The organism is Streptomyces sp. DH37 (genome assembly GCF_029813835.1).
Classification (GTDB): domain Bacteria; phylum Actinomycetota; class Actinomycetes; order Streptomycetales; family Streptomycetaceae; genus Streptomyces.
The window spans coordinates 1-20,860 of the sequence record NZ_JARVKV010000036.1 but is presented as its reverse complement, the minus strand read 5'-3'; the positions used below and the strand labels follow the sequence as shown (position 1 = coordinate 20,860).

21 protein-coding genes are annotated in these 20,860 nt (G+C 75.9%); 5 read left to right on the top strand and 16 right to left on the bottom strand.

Annotated features, from left to right (window positions below; all coding sequences use genetic code 11):
• Positions 1-62 precede the first annotated feature (62 nt).
• Genes QC029_RS18560 through QC029_RS18545 form a run of 4 tightly spaced genes read right to left on the bottom strand, consistent with a single transcriptional unit; the run spans position 63 to position 4,088 of the window.
• Positions 63-1,052 carry an iron-siderophore ABC transporter substrate-binding protein gene (locus QC029_RS18560; protein WP_279556818.1) on the bottom strand — a complete coding sequence of 330 codons (990 nt, stop codon included), beginning with the start codon at positions 1,050-1,052 and terminating at the stop codon, positions 63-65.
• Entirely contained in the window at positions 1,049-1,981 is a 933-nt protein-coding gene (locus QC029_RS18555; RefSeq protein ID WP_279556817.1) for an ABC transporter ATP-binding protein, read from the bottom strand. Before QC029_RS18555 ends, QC029_RS18560 begins: the two co-directional genes overlap by 4 nt.
• The gene (locus tag QC029_RS18550) at positions 1,978-3,048 is read right to left on the bottom strand and encodes an iron ABC transporter permease (RefSeq protein ID WP_279556816.1); all 1,071 of its coding nucleotides are present in this window, start codon (positions 3,046-3,048) and stop codon (positions 1,978-1,980) included. The genes QC029_RS18555 and QC029_RS18550 overlap by 4 nt, the downstream gene beginning before the upstream one ends.
• Positions 3,045-4,088: an iron ABC transporter permease gene (locus tag QC029_RS18545; protein WP_279556815.1), complete on the bottom strand. Its 1,044-nt coding sequence runs from the start codon at positions 4,086-4,088 to the stop codon at positions 3,045-3,047. The genes QC029_RS18550 and QC029_RS18545 overlap by 4 nt, the downstream gene beginning before the upstream one ends.
• A gap of 107 nt (positions 4,089-4,195) precedes the next feature.
• Between QC029_RS18545 and QC029_RS18540 the strand changes: the two genes are divergently transcribed.
• Entirely contained in the window at positions 4,196-4,813 is a 618-nt protein-coding gene (locus QC029_RS18540; RefSeq protein ID WP_279556814.1) for an HAD family hydrolase, read from the top strand.
• A 40-nt stretch (positions 4,814-4,853) separates the two neighbouring features.
• On the opposite strand, the gene QC029_RS18535 is transcribed toward QC029_RS18540, so the two are convergent.
• Positions 4,854-5,108, bottom strand: a complete 255-nt coding sequence (locus tag QC029_RS18535) for a hypothetical protein (protein ID WP_279556813.1) — start codon at positions 5,106-5,108, stop codon at positions 4,854-4,856.
• A 205-nt stretch (positions 5,109-5,313) separates the two neighbouring features.
• On the opposite strand from QC029_RS18535, the gene QC029_RS18530 reads away from it, so the two are divergent.
• Positions 5,314-5,697, top strand: a complete 384-nt coding sequence (locus tag QC029_RS18530; protein ID WP_279556812.1) for a cold-shock protein — start codon at positions 5,314-5,316, stop codon at positions 5,695-5,697.
• 86 nt (positions 5,698-5,783) lie between these two features.
• On the opposite strand, the gene QC029_RS18525 is transcribed toward QC029_RS18530, so the two are convergent.
• Genes QC029_RS18525 through QC029_RS18510 form a run of 4 tightly spaced genes read right to left on the bottom strand, consistent with a single transcriptional unit; the run spans position 5,784 to position 9,277 of the window.
• Positions 5,784-6,650, bottom strand: a complete 867-nt coding sequence (locus tag QC029_RS18525) for a 1,4-dihydroxy-6-naphthoate synthase (RefSeq protein WP_279556811.1) — start codon at positions 6,648-6,650, stop codon at positions 5,784-5,786.
• Positions 6,631-7,338 carry a futalosine hydrolase gene (locus tag QC029_RS18520; RefSeq protein ID WP_279556847.1) on the bottom strand — a complete coding sequence of 236 codons (708 nt, stop codon included), beginning with the start codon at positions 7,336-7,338 and terminating at the stop codon, positions 6,631-6,633. The genes QC029_RS18525 and QC029_RS18520 overlap by 20 nt, the downstream gene beginning before the upstream one ends.
• A complete protein-coding gene (locus QC029_RS18515) occupies positions 7,335-7,838 on the bottom strand; it encodes a DUF2771 domain-containing protein (protein WP_279556810.1) in 504 nt (167 codons plus the stop codon). Before QC029_RS18515 ends, QC029_RS18520 begins: the two co-directional genes overlap by 4 nt.
• A 26-nt stretch (positions 7,839-7,864) precedes the next feature.
• Positions 7,865-9,277, bottom strand: coding sequence for an MFS transporter (locus QC029_RS18510; RefSeq protein WP_279556846.1), 1,413 nt, complete (start codon positions 9,275-9,277; stop codon positions 7,865-7,867).
• Between the two features lie 317 nt (positions 9,278-9,594).
• On the opposite strand from QC029_RS18510, the gene QC029_RS18505 reads away from it, so the two are divergent.
• Positions 9,595-10,533: a DUF3027 domain-containing protein gene (locus tag QC029_RS18505; RefSeq protein ID WP_279556809.1), complete on the top strand. Its 939-nt coding sequence runs from the start codon at positions 9,595-9,597 to the stop codon at positions 10,531-10,533.
• Positions 10,534-10,636: 103 nt separating this feature from the next.
• On the opposite strand, the gene QC029_RS18500 is transcribed toward QC029_RS18505, so the two are convergent.
• Positions 10,637-11,215, bottom strand: coding sequence for a hypothetical protein (locus tag QC029_RS18500; protein WP_279556808.1), 579 nt, complete (start codon positions 11,213-11,215; stop codon positions 10,637-10,639).
• Between the two features lie 26 nt (positions 11,216-11,241).
• A complete protein-coding gene (htpX, locus tag QC029_RS18495; protein ID WP_279556807.1) occupies positions 11,242-12,147 on the bottom strand; it encodes a zinc metalloprotease HtpX in 906 nt (301 codons plus the stop codon).
• A gap of 341 nt (positions 12,148-12,488) precedes the next feature.
• Between htpX and QC029_RS18490 the strand changes: the two genes are divergently transcribed.
• Positions 12,489-15,704: a sacsin N-terminal ATP-binding-like domain-containing protein gene (locus QC029_RS18490; RefSeq protein WP_279556806.1), complete on the top strand. Its 3,216-nt coding sequence runs from the start codon at positions 12,489-12,491 to the stop codon at positions 15,702-15,704.
• 33 nt (positions 15,705-15,737) lie between these two features.
• Here the strand turns inward: QC029_RS18490 and QC029_RS18485 are convergent, their stop codons facing one another.
• On the bottom strand, positions 15,738-16,382 hold the full coding sequence (locus QC029_RS18485) for a hypothetical protein (protein ID WP_279556805.1): 645 nt from the start codon (positions 16,380-16,382) through the stop codon (positions 15,738-15,740).
• A gap of 140 nt (positions 16,383-16,522) precedes the next feature.
• Positions 16,523-17,338, bottom strand: coding sequence for a trans-aconitate 2-methyltransferase (locus QC029_RS18480; protein ID WP_279556804.1), 816 nt, complete (start codon positions 17,336-17,338; stop codon positions 16,523-16,525).
• Positions 17,339-17,500: 162 nt separating this feature from the next.
• On the opposite strand from QC029_RS18480, the gene QC029_RS18475 reads away from it, so the two are divergent.
• Entirely contained in the window at positions 17,501-18,253 is a 753-nt protein-coding gene (locus tag QC029_RS18475; protein ID WP_279556803.1) for a calcium-binding protein, read from the top strand.
• Between the two features lie 63 nt (positions 18,254-18,316).
• Here QC029_RS18475 and QC029_RS18470 read toward each other — a convergent pair whose 3' ends face one another.
• The 3 genes from QC029_RS18470 to QC029_RS18460 form a co-directional block, all read right to left on the bottom strand.
• Positions 18,317-18,847: an NUDIX hydrolase gene (locus QC029_RS18470; protein ID WP_279556802.1), complete on the bottom strand. Its 531-nt coding sequence runs from the start codon at positions 18,845-18,847 to the stop codon at positions 18,317-18,319.
• A gap of 99 nt (positions 18,848-18,946) precedes the next feature.
• Positions 18,947-19,768, bottom strand: a complete 822-nt coding sequence (locus tag QC029_RS18465) for an alpha/beta fold hydrolase (protein WP_279556801.1) — start codon at positions 19,766-19,768, stop codon at positions 18,947-18,949.
• A 190-nt stretch (positions 19,769-19,958) separates the two neighbouring features.
• Complete coding sequence (locus QC029_RS18460; RefSeq protein ID WP_279556800.1) at positions 19,959-20,681, bottom strand: Type 1 glutamine amidotransferase-like domain-containing protein; 723 nt, start codon at positions 20,679-20,681, stop codon at positions 19,959-19,961.
• Positions 20,682-20,860: the final 179 nt, after the last annotated feature.

The following is a 20,860-nucleotide window of genomic DNA, read 5'->3' as shown; positions in this document are numbered from 1 at the left end:
CGGAGCGCGGAGGGGGAGGAGGGAGGCCGCGGCGGACTTCCCCGCGCCGCGGCCGGCGGGCGTCAGCCCCGGGAGCCCTCGGCGAGCAGCTTCCGCATCTCCTCCAGGATCGTGTCGGCGGCGGTGTAACCGATGCCCTGGATCCAGGTCTCGTCGTCCACGCGGAACGCGCGGCCGTTCCGCACCGCGTCCATGCCCTTCCACAGCGCGCCGCCGACGGCGTTCTCCTCGCCGGACTTCCCCGGATCGCCGTAGGAGGTGTAGAAGACGACGTCCGCGTCGCCCTGGTCGACCTTCTCCGGGCTGACGTCGACCGAGAAGCCGTCGGGGGCCTTGTCGGCGATGGCCGGGCGGTCCACACCGACGTCGGCGAGGATCGAGCCGATGTAGTTCTCCCTGCCGTAGACGCGGGTGTCCGCGCCCTCGACGAAGCGGATCACGCTCACCGTCAGCTCCCCGGCCTTCTCCCGGCCGCCGAGGGCCTCGGTGACCTCGGCCGCCTTCGCCTCGTACGCCTCGACGGCCTTCCGCGCCTCGTCCTTCCTGTTCAGGGCGTCGGCGTGGACCAGGAAGTTCTCCTTCCAGGGCGCGCCGGTGGACTCGGTGAAGACGGTCGGGGCGATCTCGGACAGCTCGTCGTAGCGGTCCTTGTCGCGGACGTCGCTGCCCAGGATCAGGTCCGGCTTCAGCGCCGCGATCCGCTCCAGGTTGGGCGCCATGATGTTGCCGACGTTCTCGATGCCCTCGACCTTCTCCCGCGGCAGGTACTTCAGGAAGCCGGAGGCCACGTCGGAGCGGGTGGAGCCGACGGGCTTCACGCCGAGGGTTATGGCCGAGTCCAGCTCGGCGGTGTCGAGGACGACCACCCGCCGGGGGTCGGCGGGGACCCGGACCTCCCCGTGGGCGGTCATGACGGTCCGGGTGCCCTCCCCGGCGGTGTCGTCCCCCGTCCCGGAGCCGGAGCCGCAGGCGGACAGGGCGAGGACGGCGGCCAGCACCACGGCGGTGGCGGCGGGCGTACGGCGGCGGCCGGGGGCCGTGTCGAGGGTCATGGGTTCGCCTTTCGGACGCTGAGAGGGGCAGGTGCGGATGCAGGGGCGGGAGCGGGGGCGGCGGGGGAGTCCCAGGGGGCGCCGGGGACGACGAGCGGGCCGCCCGTCACCGGGTCGGGGACGACCACGGCCTCCAGGCCGAAGACCTCGCGGACCAGGGCGGCGGTGACGGTCCCGCCCGGCGGGCCCTGCGCGACGATCCGGCCCTCGCGCATCGCGACGAGGTGGTCGGCGTAGCGGGCGGCCTGGTTGAGGTCGTGCAGGACCATCACGACCGTGCGCCCCCGCTCCCGGTTGAGCTGCCGCACCAGGTCGAGCACCTCCACCTGGTGGGCGATGTCGAGGTACGTCGTCGGCTCGTCGAGCAGCAGCAGCTCGGTCTCCTGGGCGAGCGCCATCGCGATCCACACGCGCTGCCGCTGCCCGCCCGACAGCTCGTCCACGGAGCGGGCGGCCAGGTCGGCGACGCCGGTGCGGGCCATGGCGTCGGTGACGGCCCGCTCGTCGGCCTCCGACCACTGCTGCCACCAGCGCTGGTGCGGCTGCCGGCCCCGGGCGACGAGGTCGGCGACGGTGATCGTCTCGGGTGCGACCGGCGCCTGGGGGAGCAGGCCCAGGGACCGGGCGATCCGGCGCGTGGGGATGCGGTCCAGTTCCCGGCCGTCCAGCAGCACCGCGCCGCGCCGGGGCCTCAGCAGCCGTCCCAGCGCCCGCAGCGTGGTGGACTTGCCGCACGCGTTGGGGCCGACGATGACGGTGACGCGGCCGTCCGGCACGTCGAGGTCGAGGCCGTCGACGACCGTGCGGTCCTCGTAGGCGAGCGTGAGGTCGCGGGCCGACAGCCTGCTCGCGGTCCCGGTTCCGGTCCCGGTCCCGTCCGCTGTCGTGTCCGCCGTGTCCGCCGACTCGGTCGGCATGTCGGTCGTCATGCTCCGCCTCCGGTGCGGCTACGGGCGATCAGCCAGATGAGGTAGGGCGCTCCGATCGCCGCCGTCAGCACCCCGACGGGCAGCTCCACCGGCGCGAACAGCCTGCGGGCCAGCAGATCGCCCAGGGTGACGGTGAGGGCGCCCAGCAGGGCCGTGGCGAGCAGCGGGATCCGCGCGGTGCGCGTCAGCCGGCGGGCGATCTGCGGGGAGAGCAGCGCCACGAAGTCCACCGGCCCGGCCGCCCCGGTGGCCACCGAGGCCAGGACGACCCCGGTCGCCGTCAGTCCCAGCCGGGCGCGGCCCAGCCGCACGCCGAGGGCGGTGGCGGTGTCGTCGTCCAGCGCCACCTCCCGCTGGGCGCGGGAGCACCACAGCACGGCGGGCAGCACGGCCAGCAGCACCCAGCCCAGGGGCGCGGCCTGCTCCCAGCCGCGCCCGTTGAGCGAGCCGGTCATCCACACCTGGGCCTGCTGGGCGGCGAGGAAGTCGCCCTTGGTCATGAACAGCTGGGTGACCGAGCGCAGCGCGACGGAGAAGCCCAGGCCGATGAGGACGAAGCGGGCCGCGTGGATGCCGCGCCGCCAGGCGAAGACGTAGATCAGCGCGGCGGCGAGCACCCCGCCCGCGACGGAGAGGTAGGGCAGCAGGGCGTACGAGGTCAGGCCGAAGGTCATCGCGCCGACGGTCACGGCGGCGGCGCCGTGGGTGACGCCGATGATCTCCGGGCTGGCCAGCGGGTTGCGGGCGACGGTCTGGATCAGCCCGCCCGCCACCCCGAGCGCGGCGCCCACCAGCAGCCCGACGACCACGCGCGGCAGCCGCAGCGTCCCCACCACCAGCTCGTCCGGCGAGGGCCGCCCCAGCAGCACCTTCACCACCTCGGCGGGCGCGGTGGCGGTCTCGCCGAGGGAGAGCGCGGCGACGACGGCCGCGGCCAGCGCGGCGGCGAGGACGGCCGTCACCGCCGCCGACCGGCGGTGGACGAGGAACGAGGCGCGCCCGCGGCGCACCAGGCCGTACCCGGCGGGTCTGGCCGGCGCCTCGCGGGCGGTGTCCGCCGCGGTCACGACCCCACCGCCTTCCCGCGCACCAGCGCCACCAGGAACGGCACGCCGATCAGCGCCGTCATCACGCCCGCCGGGACCTCGCCCGGCGGCACCACGATCCGTCCCACCACGTCCGCCACCAGCAGCACCACCGGCCCCAGCAGCGCGGTCACGGGCAGCAGCCAGCGGTGGTCGGAGCCGACGAGGGCGCGGGCGAGGTGGGGGACGGCCAGGCCGACGAAGGCGATGGGACCGGCGGCGGCGACCCCCGCGCCGGTCAGGACGGTGGCCCCGAGGCCGCCGGTGATCCGTACGGCCGCCGTGTTCTGCCCCAGGCCCTTCGCCACGTCCTCGCCCAGCGCCAGCGCGTCCAGGCCGCGCGCGGCGGCCAGCACCAGCAGCGCGCCCGCCGCCAGGAACGGCCAGACCTGCCCGATCACCTCCGTGCCGCGCCCGGCGACCGAGCCGACCTGCCAGAAGCGGAACTCGTCCAGGGTGGCGGCCCGCGTGGTCAGCACACCCGCCACCACCGAGTACAGCAGCGCGTTGACGGCGGCCCCGGCCAGCGCCAGCTTCACCGGCGTCGCGCCCGCCCGCCCCCGCGCGGCGATCACGTAGACGGCCACGCCCGCCGCCCCCGCGCCCGCGAAGGCGAACCAGACGTACCCGGAGAGCGTGTGCACCCCGGCGAAGGCGATGGCCAGGACGACGCCCAGCGCCGCTCCCTGGCTGACGCCGAGGATGCCGGGCTCGGCGATCGGGTTGCGGGTCAGGCCCTGCATCACGCAGCCGGCCACCCCGAGCGCGGCGCCGACCAGCAGCGCCAGCAGGGTGCGCGGCGCCCGCATGGTCCGCACCACCTGGGCGGCGGGGCCGTCGCCGCCGTGCACCAGCGCCTCGTACACCGCCCCCGGCGCGATGGTGCGGCTGCCGACGGCCAGGCTCAGCACCACGGCGAGGGCGAGGGCGGCCGAGGCCGCCGCCACCCAGCCCAGCCGGCGGGCCGTCCGCGCGCGGCGCGGGACGCCGCCGAGCGCGGCGGGCACTGGGGCGACGGGCATCTGCACCTCGGACGTACGGGACGGGAAGAGCACGGGCGGGACGGGGACCGACCCACTCAGGTTAGGCGAGCCTAACCACTCTGCCGAGAGGTTGCACAATGAGGGACATGGCTTCTCGCGCGGTGACGGTCGGCTTCGACCTCGACATGACGCTGATCGACTCCCGTCCCGGCATCCGGGCGACCTATCTGGCCCTGTCGGCCGAGACCGGCACGTACATCGACGCCGACCTCGCCGTCACCCGTCTCGGCCCCCCGCTGGAGGTCGAACTGGCGCACTGGTTCCCCAGGGAGGCGCTCGACGAGGTGGGCGCGCGCTACCGCGAGCTGTACGTGCGCCACGGCATCGGGCCGGCCCTCCCCATGCCCGGCGCCCGCGAGGCGGTGGCGGCGGTGCGGCGGGCGGGCGGCAGGGCGATCGTGGTCACCGCCAAGCACGAGCCCAACGCCAAGCTCCACCTCGACCACCTGGGCATCGCGCCGGACGCGGTGATCGGCTGGCTGTGGGCGGAGGCCAAGGCGGAGGCGCTGGTCGAGCACGGCGCGGGCGTCTACGTCGGCGACCACCTCGGCGACGTGCGCGGGGCGCGGGCGGCCGGGGCCCTGTCGGTGGCGGTGCCGACGGGCCCGTGCGGCGCGGAGGAGCTGCGGGCGGCGGGGGCCGACGTGGTGCTGGAGGACCTGACGGCGTTCCCCGCCTGGCTGGAGGCGTACGCGGCGGCCTGAGCGGGTCCGGCGGGCCCGCCCGGGCCGCGGCGGGCCCGCGCTAGCCGTGCGGCCGGGGGCGGGCCTCCGAGCGCGCCTCGCGCCGCTGCGCCGCGATCGACCGCAGCACTCCGGCGCCGGCGATCGCGAAGCCGACGCCCATCAGCATGCTGACGAGGTACGCGGCCGTGGGCAGCGGGTCGGAGCCGAGGAAGAGGGGGGTGATGGTCGCGAGGGTGGCCACCGCGCCCACGACGAAGACGGCGGCGCCGACGCGGACGAGCAGATCTCCCGGACGGGACGTTTCACTGGTCACCGGGACAGGGTAGTTCCGTGGGAAGACACGCGCGGGACACGGGGGAGCCGGCCCGGGGCGTCTTGTCACCGGGGCGCGGATCATTAATCTTGGTGACGGCGGGTCACGGGCCCGCCATAGTCTTGTGCAGACCTTTGAGACCTTTGGTTTTTCGAGAAGTCGTAGCCCGGTGACATCCGGACGAATTACGAGGACGAGGACAGACGTGCCTACCGGCAAGGTCAAGTGGTTCAACAGTGAGAAGGGTTTCGGCTTCCTCTCCCGCGACGACGGCGGTGACGTCTTCGTGCATTCGTCGGTGCTCCCGGAGGGGGTGGCCACGCTGAGGCCCGGCCAGCGCGTCGAGTTCGGCGTCGTCGCGGGCCAGCGCGGTGACCAGGCCCTCTCGGTCACCCTGCTGGAACCGGCCCCCTCCGTGGCCGCCGCCCAGCGGCGCAAGCCGGACGAGCTGGCGTCGATCGTGCAGGACCTCACCACGCTGCTGGACGGGGTCGCGCAGCAGCTCGAGCGGGGCCGCTACCCCGACCGCCAGCAGGGCCACAAGATCGCGGGCATGCTCCGCGTCGTGGCCGACCAGCTCGACGTCTGAGCTTGGCGTCCGAGCCCGACGTCCGAGCCCGACGTCCGAGGGGCGCGGGTCCCAGCCCGCGCCCCCGCGCAGGCCGCGGTACGGGCCTACACGAAGTCCAGCGCGCCGCGGCCGAGGGGCGGCACGAGCTCCTCGGCCGCGGCGCGCGTGAGCAGTCCGCGCACCGCCGCGTAGCCGCTCTCGCCGAGGTCGGCGGTGAACTCGTTGACGTACAGGCCGATGTGCCGCTCCGCGACCGAGGGGTCCATCTCCTGGGCGTGCTCCAGCACGTAGGGCCGTGACGCCTCCGGGTCGTCCCACGCCATCCGCACCGAGGCGCGGGCCGCGTCGGCGAGCGCGCGCAGCGTCCGCGCGCCCAGCGAGCGCCTGGCGACGATCGCGCCCAGCGGGATCGGCAGCCCGGTGGTCTCCTCCCAGTGCTCGCCCATGTCGGCCAGCCGGTGCAGGCCGTAGTCCTGGTACGTGAAGCGCGCCTCGTGGATGACCAGCCCGGCGTCGACCCGGCCGTCGCGCACGGCGGGCATGATCTCGTGGAAGGGCAGCACGACGATCCTCCCGACCCCGCCCGGCACCCGCTCGGCCGCCCACAGCCGGAACAGCAGGTACGCCGTCGAGCGCTCGCCCGGCACCGCGACCGTCGCGCCGCTCAGACCGGCCTCCGTCCCCGCCTCCCGGGTGAGCACCAGCGGGCCGCAGCCGCGCCCCAGCGCGCCGCCGCACGGCAGCAGCGCGTACTCCTCCAGCACCCACGGCAGGACGGCGTAGGAGACCTTCAGCACGTCCAGCTCGCCGCGCTCGGCCATGCCGTTGGTGACGTCGATGTCCGCGAACGTCACGTCCAGCTCCGGCGCGCCCGGCACCAGGCCGTGCGCCCAGGCGTGGAAGACGAAGGTGTCGTTGGGGCAGGGGGAGTACGCGGTCCGCAGCGGCCGCTCAGTCCTGGCGCCGGTCATGGTCCCTCCAACCGTCGAGTACGGGAACGATCCTGCCGAAGGCCGCGGTCAGGGCGTCGAGCGCCTCCGCGAACCGCCAGGCGGCGCGGTCGCGCGGGCCCACCGCGTTGGAGACCGCGCGGACCTCCAGCACGGCCGCCCCGCAGACCGCCGCCGCCTCCGCGACGCCGAAGCCCTCCATCGCCTCGGCCAGCGCGCCCGGATGCCGCCGCGCCAGCAGCGCGGCCCGCTCGGCGGTGCCGGTGGCCGTGGAGACCGTCAGCACCGGGCCGTACGCCGCGCCGGCCGCCTCCGCGACGGCCCGCGCCAGGCCCTCGGGCGGCAGGTGGACGGCGGTGCCGAAGCCCAGCTCGGCGACGGAGGCGAAGGGCTCGGGCCCGGCCGGCGTCTCGGCGCCCAGGTCCGCGGCGACGATCTCCGAGGCGACCGCCACCGAGCCGACCGGGGCCAGCGGGGCGAAGCCGCCGCCGATGCCCGCCGAGACCACCAGGCCGTACGGGCGGCCCTCCGCCGCGCGGCGCTCCAGCGCCACGGCGGTACGGGCCGCCGCGGCGGCGGGCCCGGCGCCCGCGGCCAGCACGTCGATGCCGGCCGGGGCGCACGCGACCGCCACCGCGTCACGCTCCGCGGGCACGGCCGTGACGACCAGGACGGACGCGGCGGGGCGGCGGGACCGGACCGGGCTCAGTGCCCGCTCTCGCGCTTGAGCTCGACGTTCCACACGCCCCGGTAGTCGCTGCCGTCGTACTCGACGATGCTCAGCTGCACCGACTGCGGCTCGCCGCCCTGCCCCTGCTCGCCGTTCTGGAAGAAGGCGTCGCCGGAGAAGCTGCGGTACGTCTTGCCGATCCGGTCGGTCACCGCGGGCTGGCCGTCGAGGAACAGCACCCAGCCGTCCTCGGCCATCTCGGGATCCACGCCGATGCGCAGCAGGTCGCCCTCGCCGACGGTGATGGAGGTGTCCGTCTCCTGCTTGGCGCAGGAGAGGACCTTGTCCTGGGAGATCTTCTCGTTGTCCTCGTAACAGGCGGCTTCCGTGGACACGCTGTCGGCGCCGACGGTCACGGTCGCTCGGGGAGTCGGCTTCTCGCAGGCGGAGAGGGCGACGAGCCCGAGGGTGGCCGCACCGATGGCTACGGCAGTGCGGATGGTGCGGCTGCCCTTGCCCCGGGAGATCGTGTGGGTCATGGCGGCAGGCTACCCGGCGGTTCCGTTCAGGCGACGCGCGGGTGGGGTGTGCCGTGCCGCGCGGCCGACAGCAGGGGGCGGACGGTGGCGAGCGCCCCCGCCGAGACGATCACCCCGGCCACCGCCATGCCGACCGGCCCGATCAGCGGCAACGCGATCCCGGCGGCGCCGCCGACCACCCACGACATCTGCATCAGCGTCTCGGAACGGGCGAAGGCCGAGGTGCGCACCAGCTCCGGCACGTCCCGCTGGATCAGCGCGTCCAGCGACAGCTTGCCCAGCGCCTGCGCCAGCCCGGCGACGGCCGCGACGACGGGCACGGTGACCGTGCCGTACAGCACCGCCGCCACGACGGTGGCGGCCAGCGCCAGCGCCAGCACGGACGCGATGATCACCTCCGGGACGCGGTCGCGCAGCCAGGCGCCCAGCGCCGTGCCCAGCGCGTTGCCGCCGCCCGCCGCCACGGCCACGACGCCGAGCGAGACCACGGGGTCCAGACCGGCCAGGGGGTGCTCGCGCAGCATGAAGGCGAGGAAGAAGGTGAGGAAGCCGGAGAGGGCGCGCAGGGAGGAGTTGGCGATCAGGGCGTTGAGCACGGAGGCGCCGACGGTGCGCAGGCCCGGCCGCCGCGGCTTGCCGCCGTTGCCGTTCCCGCCGTTCCGCCCGGCGCTCCCCCGGGCGCCCTCCTCGCTCCCGTCGCCCGCGTCGCCGCTCCCGTCGCCGTCGCCGTCGCCCGCGCCGCCGCCGTGCTCCGCCTCGTAGGCGGTCAGCAGGGCCCGCCGCTCGCCCTTGGCGGAGTCCACCTTGTGGGGGAGCGAGAAGGACAGGAACGTGCCGATCACGAAGACGGTGAAGGCCCCGTACAGCGGCCAGGACGGCCCCAGGCTGTGCAGCCCGGCCCCGATCGGGGCCGCCGCGCCGGTGGCCAGCAGCCCGGCGAGCGTCACCCGCGAGTTCGCCTTCACCAGCGAGATCCGGTGCGGCAGCAGCCGGGGCACGACCGCCGATCTCACCACCCCGTACGCCTTGGAGGCCACCAGCACCCCCAGCGCCGCCGGATACAGCTCCAGGCTGCCGGTGGCCACCGCCCCGGCCATGCTGAGCGCGAGCAGCGCCCGGGCCAGCATCGACCCGGCCATCGCGGCGCGGCGGCCGTGCGGGATGCGGTCCAGCAGCGGCCCGATGACGGGGGCGAGCAGCGCGAAGGGGGCCAGGGTGACGGCCAGGTAGAGCGCGACGCGCCCGCGCGCCTCGCCCGTGGGGACGGAGAAGAAGATCGTGGACGCCAGGGCGACCGTGATCATCATGTCGCCCGCGGAGTTCACCGCGTGCAGCTCGATGAGCTTGCCCAGCCCGGACTCGCCGGCGCCCTGGGCGTGCGTGGCCCGCCGGATGCGCCGGCCCAGCGCGCGGGGAGGCGTGTGCGCGGCGCGGGCGATCGCCCGCGCCGTACGTCGGAATCGCCCCTCACCGGGCCGGGGCGTCCTGGAGGCTGCCACGTCGTCAGTGTGCCCTACCGTCCGCCGCCTAGCCCGGCTCCTTTCGGTGGAAGGTCGTGGTTGAAGGTGCGACGGCCAGGGGCGCACGCGCGTGGGGTAGCGTGGGGGGATGGTGCGCTCCGCCCGGCGAGACCGCTTGGGTCCGGACGTCGCAGCGGTCCTCCGGTCCGCTCCGTCCTCACCCGTCTGACCTGGGCAATACGGCAGGCGCACCCGCGAAACGGCGTAGGAGAGAATCGATTCTTGTGAGTGCTGCGATGCGAGGCCGTACCCCTGATCGCCTGTGCGCCGAGGCGGTTGAACTGGCGCGGGAGGCGGCGCGGGAGGCCGCTTTCCCGGGCAGGATCGGCGACCATCTGGGTGCCGTCGCCGAGGGGGACCGCGTCGTCACGCACTTCTTCGCGTGCCTGGAGCCGGGCTACCGCGGCTGGCGCTGGGCCGCCACCGTCGCGCGGGCCTCGCGGGCGCGGGTCGTGACCGTCGACGAGACGGTGCTGCTGCCCGGCCCCGACGCGCTGCTCGCCCCCGAATGGGTGCCCTGGAGCGAACGTCTGCGCCCCGGCGACCTCGGCCCGGGCGACCTGCTGCCCACCGAGGCGGACGACCCGCGCCTGGAGCCCGGCCACAACGGCGGCGATCCCTCGCCGCACGCGGCGGTCGTGGAGTCGGCCTGGGAGGAGGCCGGCGCCGAGGGCCCGGCGGAGGCCGAGGACGCCGACATCGTCACCACCGAGCCCGGCGAGTTCCCCGGCGTCCCGGCGCGCGGCAGCATCGCGGCGGTGGCCGAGGAGATCGGCATGGGCCGCGCCCGCGTCCTCTCCCGCTACGGCCTGCACGCCGCCGCCGACCGCTGGGAGGAGGAGTTCGGCCCCGCGACGCCCATGGCGCAGGCGGCCCCCGCCTCCTGCGAGAGCTGCGGCTTCCTGGTGCCGATGGCGGGCTCGCTGCGCCAGGCGTTCGGGGTGTGCGCCAACGAGTTCTCCCCGGCGGACGGCCGCGTGGTCTCCCTCGCCTTCGGCTGCGGCGCCCACTCGGAGGCGGCCGTCATGCCGAGGACGCCGCGTCCGGCCCCGCCGGTGATCGACGAGACGCGGGTGGACGAGCTGCCGCTGGACGGCGGGGCGCGCGGGGACGGCGACGGCGGGAACGGCGCCGCAGCCGGAGGCACCGGCGCCGGAGGCGGCGCGGAGGCGTAGCGCCCGACCGCCGGGCGGCCGGGGATCCGGCGACCGCCTCCGGCCCCGTTCCCGGCCCCGGCCCCGGCCCTGATCCCGACTCCGATCTCGGCCCCGGCCCCCGTCACAGACCCGGGGCGCCCCAGAGCGGGAACCAGCGGCTCAGGTCCGGCTCGATGTTCAGGTCGTCCTGGAGGACCGCCCTGACCTGGAGCTCCAGCGGGCTGTCGCGCTTCTGGCCGGGCAGCGGGGCGAAGGGGTAGAAGGTGCCGCGCTTGTAGAGGTAGACCAGCGCGAGGGGATGCCGGCCGGGTGTGTGGAAGGCGGCCAGGGAGCACAGGAGCTGCGGGCCGAAGCCGCTGTCCCGCAGCGCGGCGTTCACCGCGTGCAGGTCGTTGACCAGGGAGGGCAGCTCGTCGGGGGCGCGGCGGGAGAGCAGCCAGGAGTACCCGTAGCCGTCCTGGCTGAACTCCACCGCCGCGCCGCCGCGTCCGGAGTCCGCGTCCAGCAGGGCCCGCACCTCCTGCTGGATCCGCGCGAAGGCGCCGCCCTCGATGCTCGCGAAGCACACCGAACCCGCTCCGGTGGGGGTGAGGCCGGCGGCGGCCTGGAGGGCGATCGCCGCCGAGGGCAGGCCGAAGAGCCGGTCGAGGTCCGGCTGGGCCGGCTTGCTCCGGCCGAACAGGACGTCCCACAGTCCCACGGGCAACTCCTTCCCGGGTCCGGTTCTCAGGAGGCCTCGCCGCCCAGCCGCGCGGAGATCTCCGCCAGCGCCTCCAGGCGGCGTTCCAGGCTGGGGTGGGTGGAGAACAGGCCGGCCACCGTGCTGCCGGGCCCGAGGGCGGGGGTGAAGAAGAACGCGTTGAACGCCTGGGCCGTGCGCAGGTCCCGGGTGGGGATCCGGGCGATGTCGCCGCTGACCTTGGTCAGGGCCGAGGCCAGGGCGGAGGGCTTCCCGGTGAGCATGGCCGCGGCGCGGTCGGCGGCCAGCTCGCGGTAGCGGGACAGCGCCCGGATGAGCAGGAAGCTGAGGGCGTACACGACGGCGGAGACCAGCATGACCATCGCGAACACGGCGGCGGTGTTCTGGTCGCGGCGGCCCCCGCCGAAGAGCTGGGAGTAGAAGGCGAAGCGGACGACCAGCCCGGCCAGCACGCCCAGGAACGAGGCGACGGTGATCACCGCCACGTCGCGGTGGGCGACGTGGGAGAGTTCGTGGGCGAGGACGCCCTCCAGTTCCTCGGTCTCCAGGCGCCGCGTCAGCCCGGTGGTCACGCAGACCACGGCGTGGTCCGCGTCGCGGCCGGTGGCGAACGCGTTGGGCAGGTCCATGCCCGACACGGCGACCCGCGGCTTCGGCATGTCCGCGGTGGCGCACAGCCGGTCGATCACCCCGTGCAGCCGCGGCTCCTCCTCCGGGGTGACCAGGCGGGCGCGCATGGCGTACAGGGCGACCCGGTCGGAGAACCAGAACTGCGCGCCCAGCAGGACGGCGGCGATGACGACGACCAGGACGAGGGAGTCGAGCAGGGCGATCAGCGCGCCGACGAACCCCACGTACAGCAGTCCGAGCAGGAACATCGTGAGCACCATGCGCCCGGTGAGCCGCCGGTCGGGCTCGAAGCGGCTGCGCATCACGCACCCGCCCCGGAAACCGGGCCCTCGCCGAGTGCCCTGCCGAGTGCTCCACCGAGCGCCCTGTCGAGTGCTCCACCGGGAGGCCGCTCGACCGTCGTGACCCTCATGCCCATGGGGTCCTCCTGTCCGTCACGCTCCCGCCGGCCGGGACCGTGGACCGAGACGCGGTTGCCTTTCCTACCTGTATACCCCAATGTCCTGAACAGTCCGCCCCTGGCCGTGGACGGGGAGCCGACCCGCGCGACCGGCGGGCCCGGCGCACACGAGGTGCGCCGGACGCAGTACCGTCGCCCGCAGACAGGCCATCAGGCTCGTCCCGTGACGGAGGAGACGGACACGTGAGCGGCACGGTGCTGGTGCAGGGCGCGGACGACGGGGTGGACCCCTTCAACACCGCACGGCTGCGCCGCGGCGTACTCGACGCCTGGGCGGCGTCCCCCGCGCGCTTCCGCGAGGACGCCAACGCCGAGGAGGACCTCGCGCTCGGCGGCTACCGCGACCGGCTGGTGGTCGAGCTGGCGCAGAACGCCGCCGACGCCGCCGCCCGCGCCGGCGTGCCCGGCCGGCTGCGGCTCACCCTGCGCGGCGGGGTGCTGGTGGCCGCCAACACCGGCGCGCCCCTGGACGCGGCGGGCGTGGAGTCCCTGTCCACCCTGCGCGCCTCCGCCAAGCGGGACGAGGAGGCGCCTTCGGGCCCCGGATCAGGACCGGGAGCAGCCCCCGGAACAGGAGCAGGGGCGCCCGTCGGCCGCTTCGGCGTCGGCTTCGCCGCCGTCCTGGCCGTCAGCGACGAGCCCGCGATCGTCTGCCGCACCGGCGGCGCCCGCTGGTCGCTCGCGGAGGCCCGCGAGCTGGCCGCCCGGGCCGCCGGGGACCACCCCGGGCTCGCCGACGAGCTGCGCCGCCGCGAGGGCCACGTACCGCTGCTGCGCCTGCCGATGCCCGCACAGGGCACCGCGCCGCAGGGGTACGACACGGCCGTCGTGCTGCCGCTGCGCGACGGCGCCGCCGAGGAACTGGCCGTCCGGCTGCTCACCGCGATCGACGACGCCCTGCTGCTCACCCTGCCCGGCCTGAGCGAGGTCGTCGTCGAGACCGACGGCGGGGTGCGGACGCTGACCCGCCGCGAGGACGGCGCGTACGTCGTCGTGGACGACAGCGGCGCCGCCGGGCAGGGAGGCGCCCCGACCCGCTGGCGCGTGGCCGCCGCCGCCGGGCGCACCGACCCCGCCCTGCTCGCCGACCGCCCCGTCGAGGAGCGGCGGCGGCCCTTCTGGTCCGTCACCTGGGCCGTGCCCGTCGACGCCGACGGCGCGCCCGCCCCCGCCCGCACCGTGCCCGTCGTCCACGCCCCGACCCCCACCGACGAGCCGCTGGGCCTGCCCGCGCTGCTGATCGCCTCCTTCCCGCTGGAGCCCTCCCGCCGCCACATCGCCCCGGGCCCGCTGACGGACTTCCTGCTGGAGCGCGCCGCCGACGCCTACGCCGCCCTGCTGCGCGACTGGGAGCCGGTCACGAGCGGCACCGTCGACCTCGTCCCCGGTCCGCTGGGCAGGGCCGAGCTCGACGGCGAGCTGCGCCGCCTGGTGCTGGAGCGGCTGCGGCGCACCCCGTTCCTGGCGAGCGCCGCCACCGACGAGAACGGCGAGCCCTACGCGCTGCGCCCCGCCGACGCCGAGATCGCCGAGGGCGCCGGGGCCGCGACGGTCGCGGTCCTCGCCGAGCTGTTCCCCGGCCTGCTGCCCGCCGGGCTGGAGCGCCGCACCGAGCTGCGCACCCTCGGCGTCCCCCGGGTGCCGCTGGGTGAGCTGGTCGACCGGCTGGCCGGCGTCGAGCGCGCCCCCGAGTGGTGGCGGCGGCTGTACGACTCCCTCGCCGGCGTCGACCCCGACCGGCTGACGGGCCTGCCCGTCCCCCTCGCCGACGGCCGCACCACCGTCGGGCCGCGCCGGGTGCTGCTGCCGCTGCCGGACACCGCGGGCGCCCCGGGCGCCCCGGGCGCACAGCCGCTGTCCCGGCTCGGCCTGAAGGTCGCCCACCCCGACGCCGCCCACCCGCTGCTGGAGAAGCTGGGGGCCACCCCGGCCACGCCCCGCGCGGTGCTCACCACCCCGCAGGTGCGGGCGGCGGTCGCCGCGTCGCTGGAGGCCGCCGAGACCTGGTACGACGAGGAGGACGGCGGCCCCCTCGACGCCGAGGAGCTGGCCGACACCGTCCTCGCCCTCGTCCGCGACGCCCGGCTCTCGCCCGGCGAGGAGCCCTGGCTGGGCGCGCTGGCCCTCCCCGACGAGGAGGGCGAACTCGCCCCGGCCGCCGAGCTGGTCTTCCCCGGCAGCGCCTTCGAGCGCGTCGTCCGCGAGGGCGAACTGCCCGCCTGCGACGCCGAACTGGCGGAGAAGTGGGGTGAGGGGCCGCTCTCGGCGGTCGGCGTGCTCACCGACTTCACCCTCGTACGCGCCACCGACGTCGTCCTCGACCCCGACGAACTGGAGCCCCGCGACACCGACTTCCCCGAGCCCGACGACGCGGGCCTGCTGGACGCGGTGGACGTGTGGTGCGAGGACGTCCTCGACGGCCTGCCCGAGACCCCCGTCCCGCCGGTGGTCTCCGAGCTGCTCGCCGTCCGCGACCTGGACCTCGTCGACGACGACCACTGGCCGCAGGCCCTGCGGATGCTCTCCCGGCCCCCGCTGCGCGACGCGCTCACCACCCCGGTGCGCGTCCTGCTGCCGGACGGCACGGTGGAGACCGTCCGCCCGTACACCGCCTGGTGGCTGCGCGGCCACCCCGTCCTGGACGGCCGCCGTCCGGCCGGGCTGCGCGCGGCGGGCGGCGACCCGCTGCTGGCGGGCCTGTACGAGGAGGCGTCCGCCGCCACGGCCGACCTGGACGAGCAGGTGCTGCGCGCCCTGGGCATCCGCACCTCCGCCGCCGCCCTCCTGGACGAGCCGGGCGGCGCCTCCGAGCTCCTCGGCCGCCTCGCCGACCCGGACCTGCCCGTCGGCGCGGCCCAGCTCCACGGCCTCTACACCCTGCTGGCGGAACTGGACCCGGAGGAGGTCACGCTCCCGGACGAGCTGCGGGCCGTGGTCGACGGCGAGGTGCGGGTGGTGGACGCCGCCGACGCGCTCGTCGCGGACGCCCCCGACCTGCTGCCGCTGGCCGCCGGCCGCCCGCTGCTGCCGGTGCGCCCGGCCCTGGCGGCCGGTCTGGCCGCCGTCCTCGACGTACGCCGCCTCGGCGACGTCGTCGGCGGTGGCCTGCCCGCCCCGGCGGCCGGGGAGGGCGAGGTCCGCGAGGTGCCCGACGCGGTGCGCGTCCTGCTGCCCGGCGCCCCGGCCACGTACGTCGAGCACGACGAACTGGTCGTCGGCGGCGTGGAGCTGGACTGGCGGCTCACCCCCGACGGCACCCTCCACGCCGCCACGGTCGAGGGCGTCGCGGCGGGCCTGGCCTGGGCGGCGGGCCAGTGGCCGCGCCGCTTCGAGGCCGCCGCCCTGCTGGAGGACCTCTCCCGGGTGGACGAACTGGCCCGGGACCGCTGGTTCGACTGAGCGGGAGGGCCGCCGTCCGGGCCGTCCCGTGCGTCAGTCGCGGCAGAGGGAGGTGTTCAGGGGCGGCGTGTACTTCTGGTACACGACGCGCTCGTGGTCGATGGGATCGCCGAGCACCTCGAACCTCAGCGGCAGGTCGTCCTCCTCCAGCGGGCCGCCCGCGGTGACGGCGAGGAGCGCGCCGTCGCAGTACGGGTCGCGCCCCGACACGGACTCGGGGGGACGGACGGCCGCCTCCTCCTCCATGGCGAGGTCCAGCGCCCTCCGCCCGACCTCCTCCACCCTCACGAAGCCGCTGTCCCCGGCGCCCCTGACCAGCCACCACTGGACCTGCGCCCGCACCGGTTCGCACAGCGGCGCGCCGACCCAGGTCGCGTCCGGGCCGCGGACCTCCACACCGCCGTCCTCGGTGAACACGCCGTCGTACAGCGGCGGGACGACGACGGCGTCGAGCCAGTCGGCCTCGTCCTCCGCGTCCCAGCCCTCGTTGGGGTGGCAGCCGTCGGGGCCCGGCGGATACGCCGGCTCGGTCCCGGTGGGGACGGGGGACGGCGAGGCCGACGGCGGCGCGGAGGACGGGGCGGACGCGGAAGGCGGGGCGGACGGGCCGGACGCCTCCCGCACCGGCCCCGCCCGGTCGTCCGCCGCGCCGGAGCATCCGGCGAGCACGGTCAGCACCGCGCACACCGCCGCGGCGCACGCCGCACCCCGGCGCGTGCGCCGCGCCCCGCTCGAGGAACGGCCCGCGACCCCGGAACCCATGGCATCCCCCAACTCCCCGTGCCGTACGGCCCCCCGGCCACGGCCTCCCCGCGAGCCTAGCGCCGCCGCCCGGCGGAACGGTGGAATCCGGACGGATCGCCCCCTCGCCGGCGCGGTACGGCCGCGACGGTGACGATCTCCGGGGAGGCGGCGGTCAACGGCCCCCGCCCCCAGTCCCCGTACCGCTCCACGACCGTCAGTCCGGCCCCGGAGAGGAAGCCGTCGAGCGCCTCCATGTCCGGGAAGCGCAGCTCGCTGCGGCTGTCCCGCTCCCAGCCGGGGCCGGTGAACGTGGTGGTGAAACGGACGGTGCCCCCGGTGCCCCCGGCGTCCCCCTCCACCGGCTCCTCGACCCGGTGCGCGACCCGTACCGTCGCGCCCGCGCCGTCCGCCACCTCGACCGCGTGCTCCGGCGTCCAGCGCTCCCACGGCCGGGCCGCCGGGTTGCGCGTCTCGAACGCGAAGCGCCCGCCGTCGGCGAGGGCGGACCGTACGGCGGCGAGGGCGGTGCGCACCTCCTCGTCGCCGAGCAGCACCTGGAAGGCGTGCCCGGTCATCACCACCAGCTCGAACTCCCGCTCCCAGGAGGCCGATCCCAGGTCCCCGAGCACCCACTCCACGTCCACCCGCTCCCGGGCCGCCGCCTCCCGCGCCCGGGCGAGCATCGCGGCGGCCGGGTCGAGCCCGCACAGCCGCCCGCCGTGCCCGGCCGCCCGCGCGCGGCGCAGCAGCGCGCCCGTACCGCACCCGACGTCGAGCACGGACGCGGCGGACATCACCAGGCCCAGGTGGAAGTCGTCACCGGGCCCCCACGGGTTGAGCGCGTCGTACAGGGCCGCGAGGACGGGATCGGAGTAGGCGCGGTCGACCACCGCACCAGTCTGCCCGGCCCCTCCGCCGGGGCGAGGTGAACCTCCGGCGACCTGAATCGAAAGGAGTTGTGAACGAAGGTCCGTGTCCGTACAGTTGCGCCACCACTGCACCGGTGCGTCCATGGGCACTGATGTGCGTCTTTTCCTTCTGTGGGGGACTCCTTGCGCAAGCGCGCTGCCTTCGCCATGCTCACCGCGGCCACGACCGCGGTCCTCGGCCTCACCGCCCCGGCCGCCCAGGCGGCCGAAGACCTCACGGTCAACAGCGTCGTCGTCAACGGCGGCAAGAACGTGACCGTCGGCACCACCCACGCCAAGACGTTCACGGTCTCCGTGACCGCGACGGACGACTCCGGCATCGAGGAGGCCGACTTCTACCTGTACGGCCCCGGCTACGGCTTCCTCCAGCCGAACGCGCCGGTGACGTGCACGGAACTGAGCCCGACCTCGTCCAGGTGCTCGGCCGCCTTCACCGTCGACCCGAAGGTCGACCTGTACGACAACGACCAGGCGGGCACGTGGTACGTCGACGCCTTCGTGGCGTCGTACGACTACGACACCTACGTCAGCGACAAGGCCGGCAGCTTCAAGCTCCAGCGCTTCTCCGCGCTGACCGCCAACGCCTCGCCGGAGCCCGTCAGGAAGGGCGCGACCATCACGGTCACCGGCAAGCTGACCCGTGCCAACTGGTACACCGGCACGTACACCACGTACAGCAAGCAGCCGGTCAGGCTGCAGTTCCACAAGAAGGGCGGCACCGGCTACAGCACGGTCAAGACCGTCTACACCAGCTCCACCGGGACGCTCAAGACCACGGTGACGGCCTCCGCCGACGGCTACTGGCGCTGGAGCTTCGCCGGTTCCGCCAACACCTACCCGGTCACCTCCAAGGCCGACTACGTGGACGTCCAGTAACACGCGTCCGCGCGCACCGCCCCACCCGGCCCGACGGCGCACGCCGTCGGGCCGGGCCCGTGTTCAGGCTCGCCCCGTGACCGTCGGCTCGCTCACCAGCAGCCCCGCGCGGCCGGTGCGGCGGGCCTCGGCGAGCGCGGCCAGCCGCCGGTAGCCCTCGGGGTTCATCAGCCGCTCCCAGGTCTCCCAGTCCTCCACGGCCCAGCGGTCGTGCTCGCCCGGATCGAGCCGGATGGACGCGAGCCGCTCGTCGTCCAGGGTGCCGCCGTCGAAGCAGAAGCCGATCTTGGCGAGCGGCGCGTCGGCCGGGTCGGAGCGGATGTAGTGCGCCAGCAGCAGCGGTCGCGGCCCCTCGATCCGCAGCCCGGTCTCCTCGTACGTCTCCCGCACGGCCGTCCGGTACGGGTCCTCGCCCGGGTCCATGTTGCCGCCCGGGAGCTGCCACACCCGGTCCGCGAACACCGAACGCAGTTGCACCGGCCGCCCGCGCACGTCGGTGAAGTACAGGCACGCGTAGACGGTGGCCTTGGGCAGGGTCGCCAGGTAGTCGGCCCGCGCCATCGGGAACGGCGCCCCGGGGGACTCGTCGCTCATAGCGGTCATGGGACAGTCCTATCCCGCGGCGCGTCCGCACGTGCGGGTTTCGCCCGGCGGGACCTCTCCGGGCGACACGGCCGCGACGCGCCCCGGCGGTCAGGGGGCCGGGACCGCCCCGCGCAGGAAGTCCGCCAGCAGCGCGGTCGTCTCGGCGGGGCGCTCCAGGCCGGGCAGGTGGCCCGCCCAGGGGAGTTCGAGGTGGCGGACGTCGGACCCGGTGAGGAGGGACGGCAGGCGGGCGGCGATCGCGCGGAAGTCCGCCAGGTCGTGGACGCCGGAGACGGCGAGGACGGGGGCCGTGACCGCGGAGAGGTCCAGTGCGGGCTCGGGGAGTTCGCCGGTTCCTCCCCCCGTCCCGCCCCCCGCCTCCTCCTCCGCCGCGAGCTGCACCTCGAAGGCGTGCCGCTGCATCCGCCGCACCTTCTCGCGCGCCGCCTCGTCGGCGTCCGGCCCGAGCCAGGTGTCCACGTTGAGCTCGACGGCTCCGGCGAGGTCGCCGGCCTCGAGCAGCGCCTCCTCGCGCTCGTCGAAGGCGGTCAGCTCCGGGCCGGGCTCGTGTCCGGGCTCGTGTCCGGGCAGTGCGGGGCACAGCAGCGCCATGGCGGTCACCCGGTCCGGCCACCGCGCGGCGAACTCCAGGGCGACACGGCCGCCGTAGGAGGAGGCGACCAGGGCCGTCCGCCCGATGCCGAGGGCGTCCAGCAGGGCGAGCACGTCGTCGGCGTCGCGGTGGGGGGCGGTCGCCGCCGGGGTGTCGCCGAAGCCGCGGAAGTCGCAGCGCACCACCCGGTGGCCGGCGTCGGCCAGGGCGGACCACTGCGGGTCCCACATGCGCCGGTCGCAGACCGAGGAGTGCAGCAGCACCAGGGCGGGGCCGTCGCCGGCGGTGTCGTGGGAGAGCGTCGTCGGGGTCGTCATCCGGCACAGGGTAGGGGCGGAGGGGCCGGGCCGCCCGCGGATATTCGCGGGCTCCGTACGCCTCTGCGTCCCTCTGCGTCCCCCCGTGTCCCTCTGCGTCCCCCCGTGTCCCTCTGCGTCCCCCCGTGTCCCTCTGCGTTCTCTGCGTCCCTCCCGCGCGCGTCGACCGTGCGGCCGGGCCGTCAGGCCGTCAGAGCGCGAACTCCTCGCCCGCGCCGTACGCCCGCACCACCGCCTCCCCGGCGGCGTGACCGGTGCGCACCACGTGCACCCGCCCCCGGCCGGAGACCCGGGCGCGGTCGCCCTCCACCGTCAGCAGGGTGTTCTCGTCGAGTGCCACGCCGTGCCGGGCGCGGCCCCGCGCGACGGTGTCGACCAGCCGGGACAGCGTCCCCCACTGCGCGGTGTGCACCTCGACGGCGCCCGGCAGGAGGCCGAGGCCGGGGCGGACGTCCACCTCCTCCAGGTCCTCGGCGGCGTCGCCGGGGCAGACGGGGATCCCGTCGGAGAGCCATCCGCCGACGACCGCGTGCTCGGCGGCGACCGACGCGCCCGCCGAGAAGCCCGCGTACGGCAGGCCCCGCATGATCCGCAGCGTGACGGTGTCCAGGACGCCGGCCAGCGCGTCGTGGTACGCGGGGGTGAGCCCGCCGCCCACCAGCAGCGCGTCCGCGCCCTCCAGGACGGCCGGGTCGAACGCCCCGCCCACCGGCACCAGGACCGGTTCCGGCACGCACGAGGGGTCCACGCCGCGCAGGGCGGCCTCGAAGCGGGCGAAGTACCCGGCGCCGTCGCCCTCGTCGATCAGCAGGCAGGCGACGGTCGGGGCGTCCCCGGCCTCGGCGAGGAAGGGCCCGTAGACCGCGGAGGCGGCTTCCCCGTCCCAGCCTCCGCCGATCAGATGGATGCTCATGGTGCCGTTCCTCCGTGGGGGGTGTGCCGTGGTGCGGCTCGGACGGTAGCAACACGCCTGGCCGGAGCGCGAAGACTTTATGGACGGCTGCCCCGCGCGCGGGGTCCGGGCCGCCGCCCGGTCCGAGGATCACCCGCACGTGCGACCGCCCCGGACACCGGCGGGGTCCGGGGCGGTCG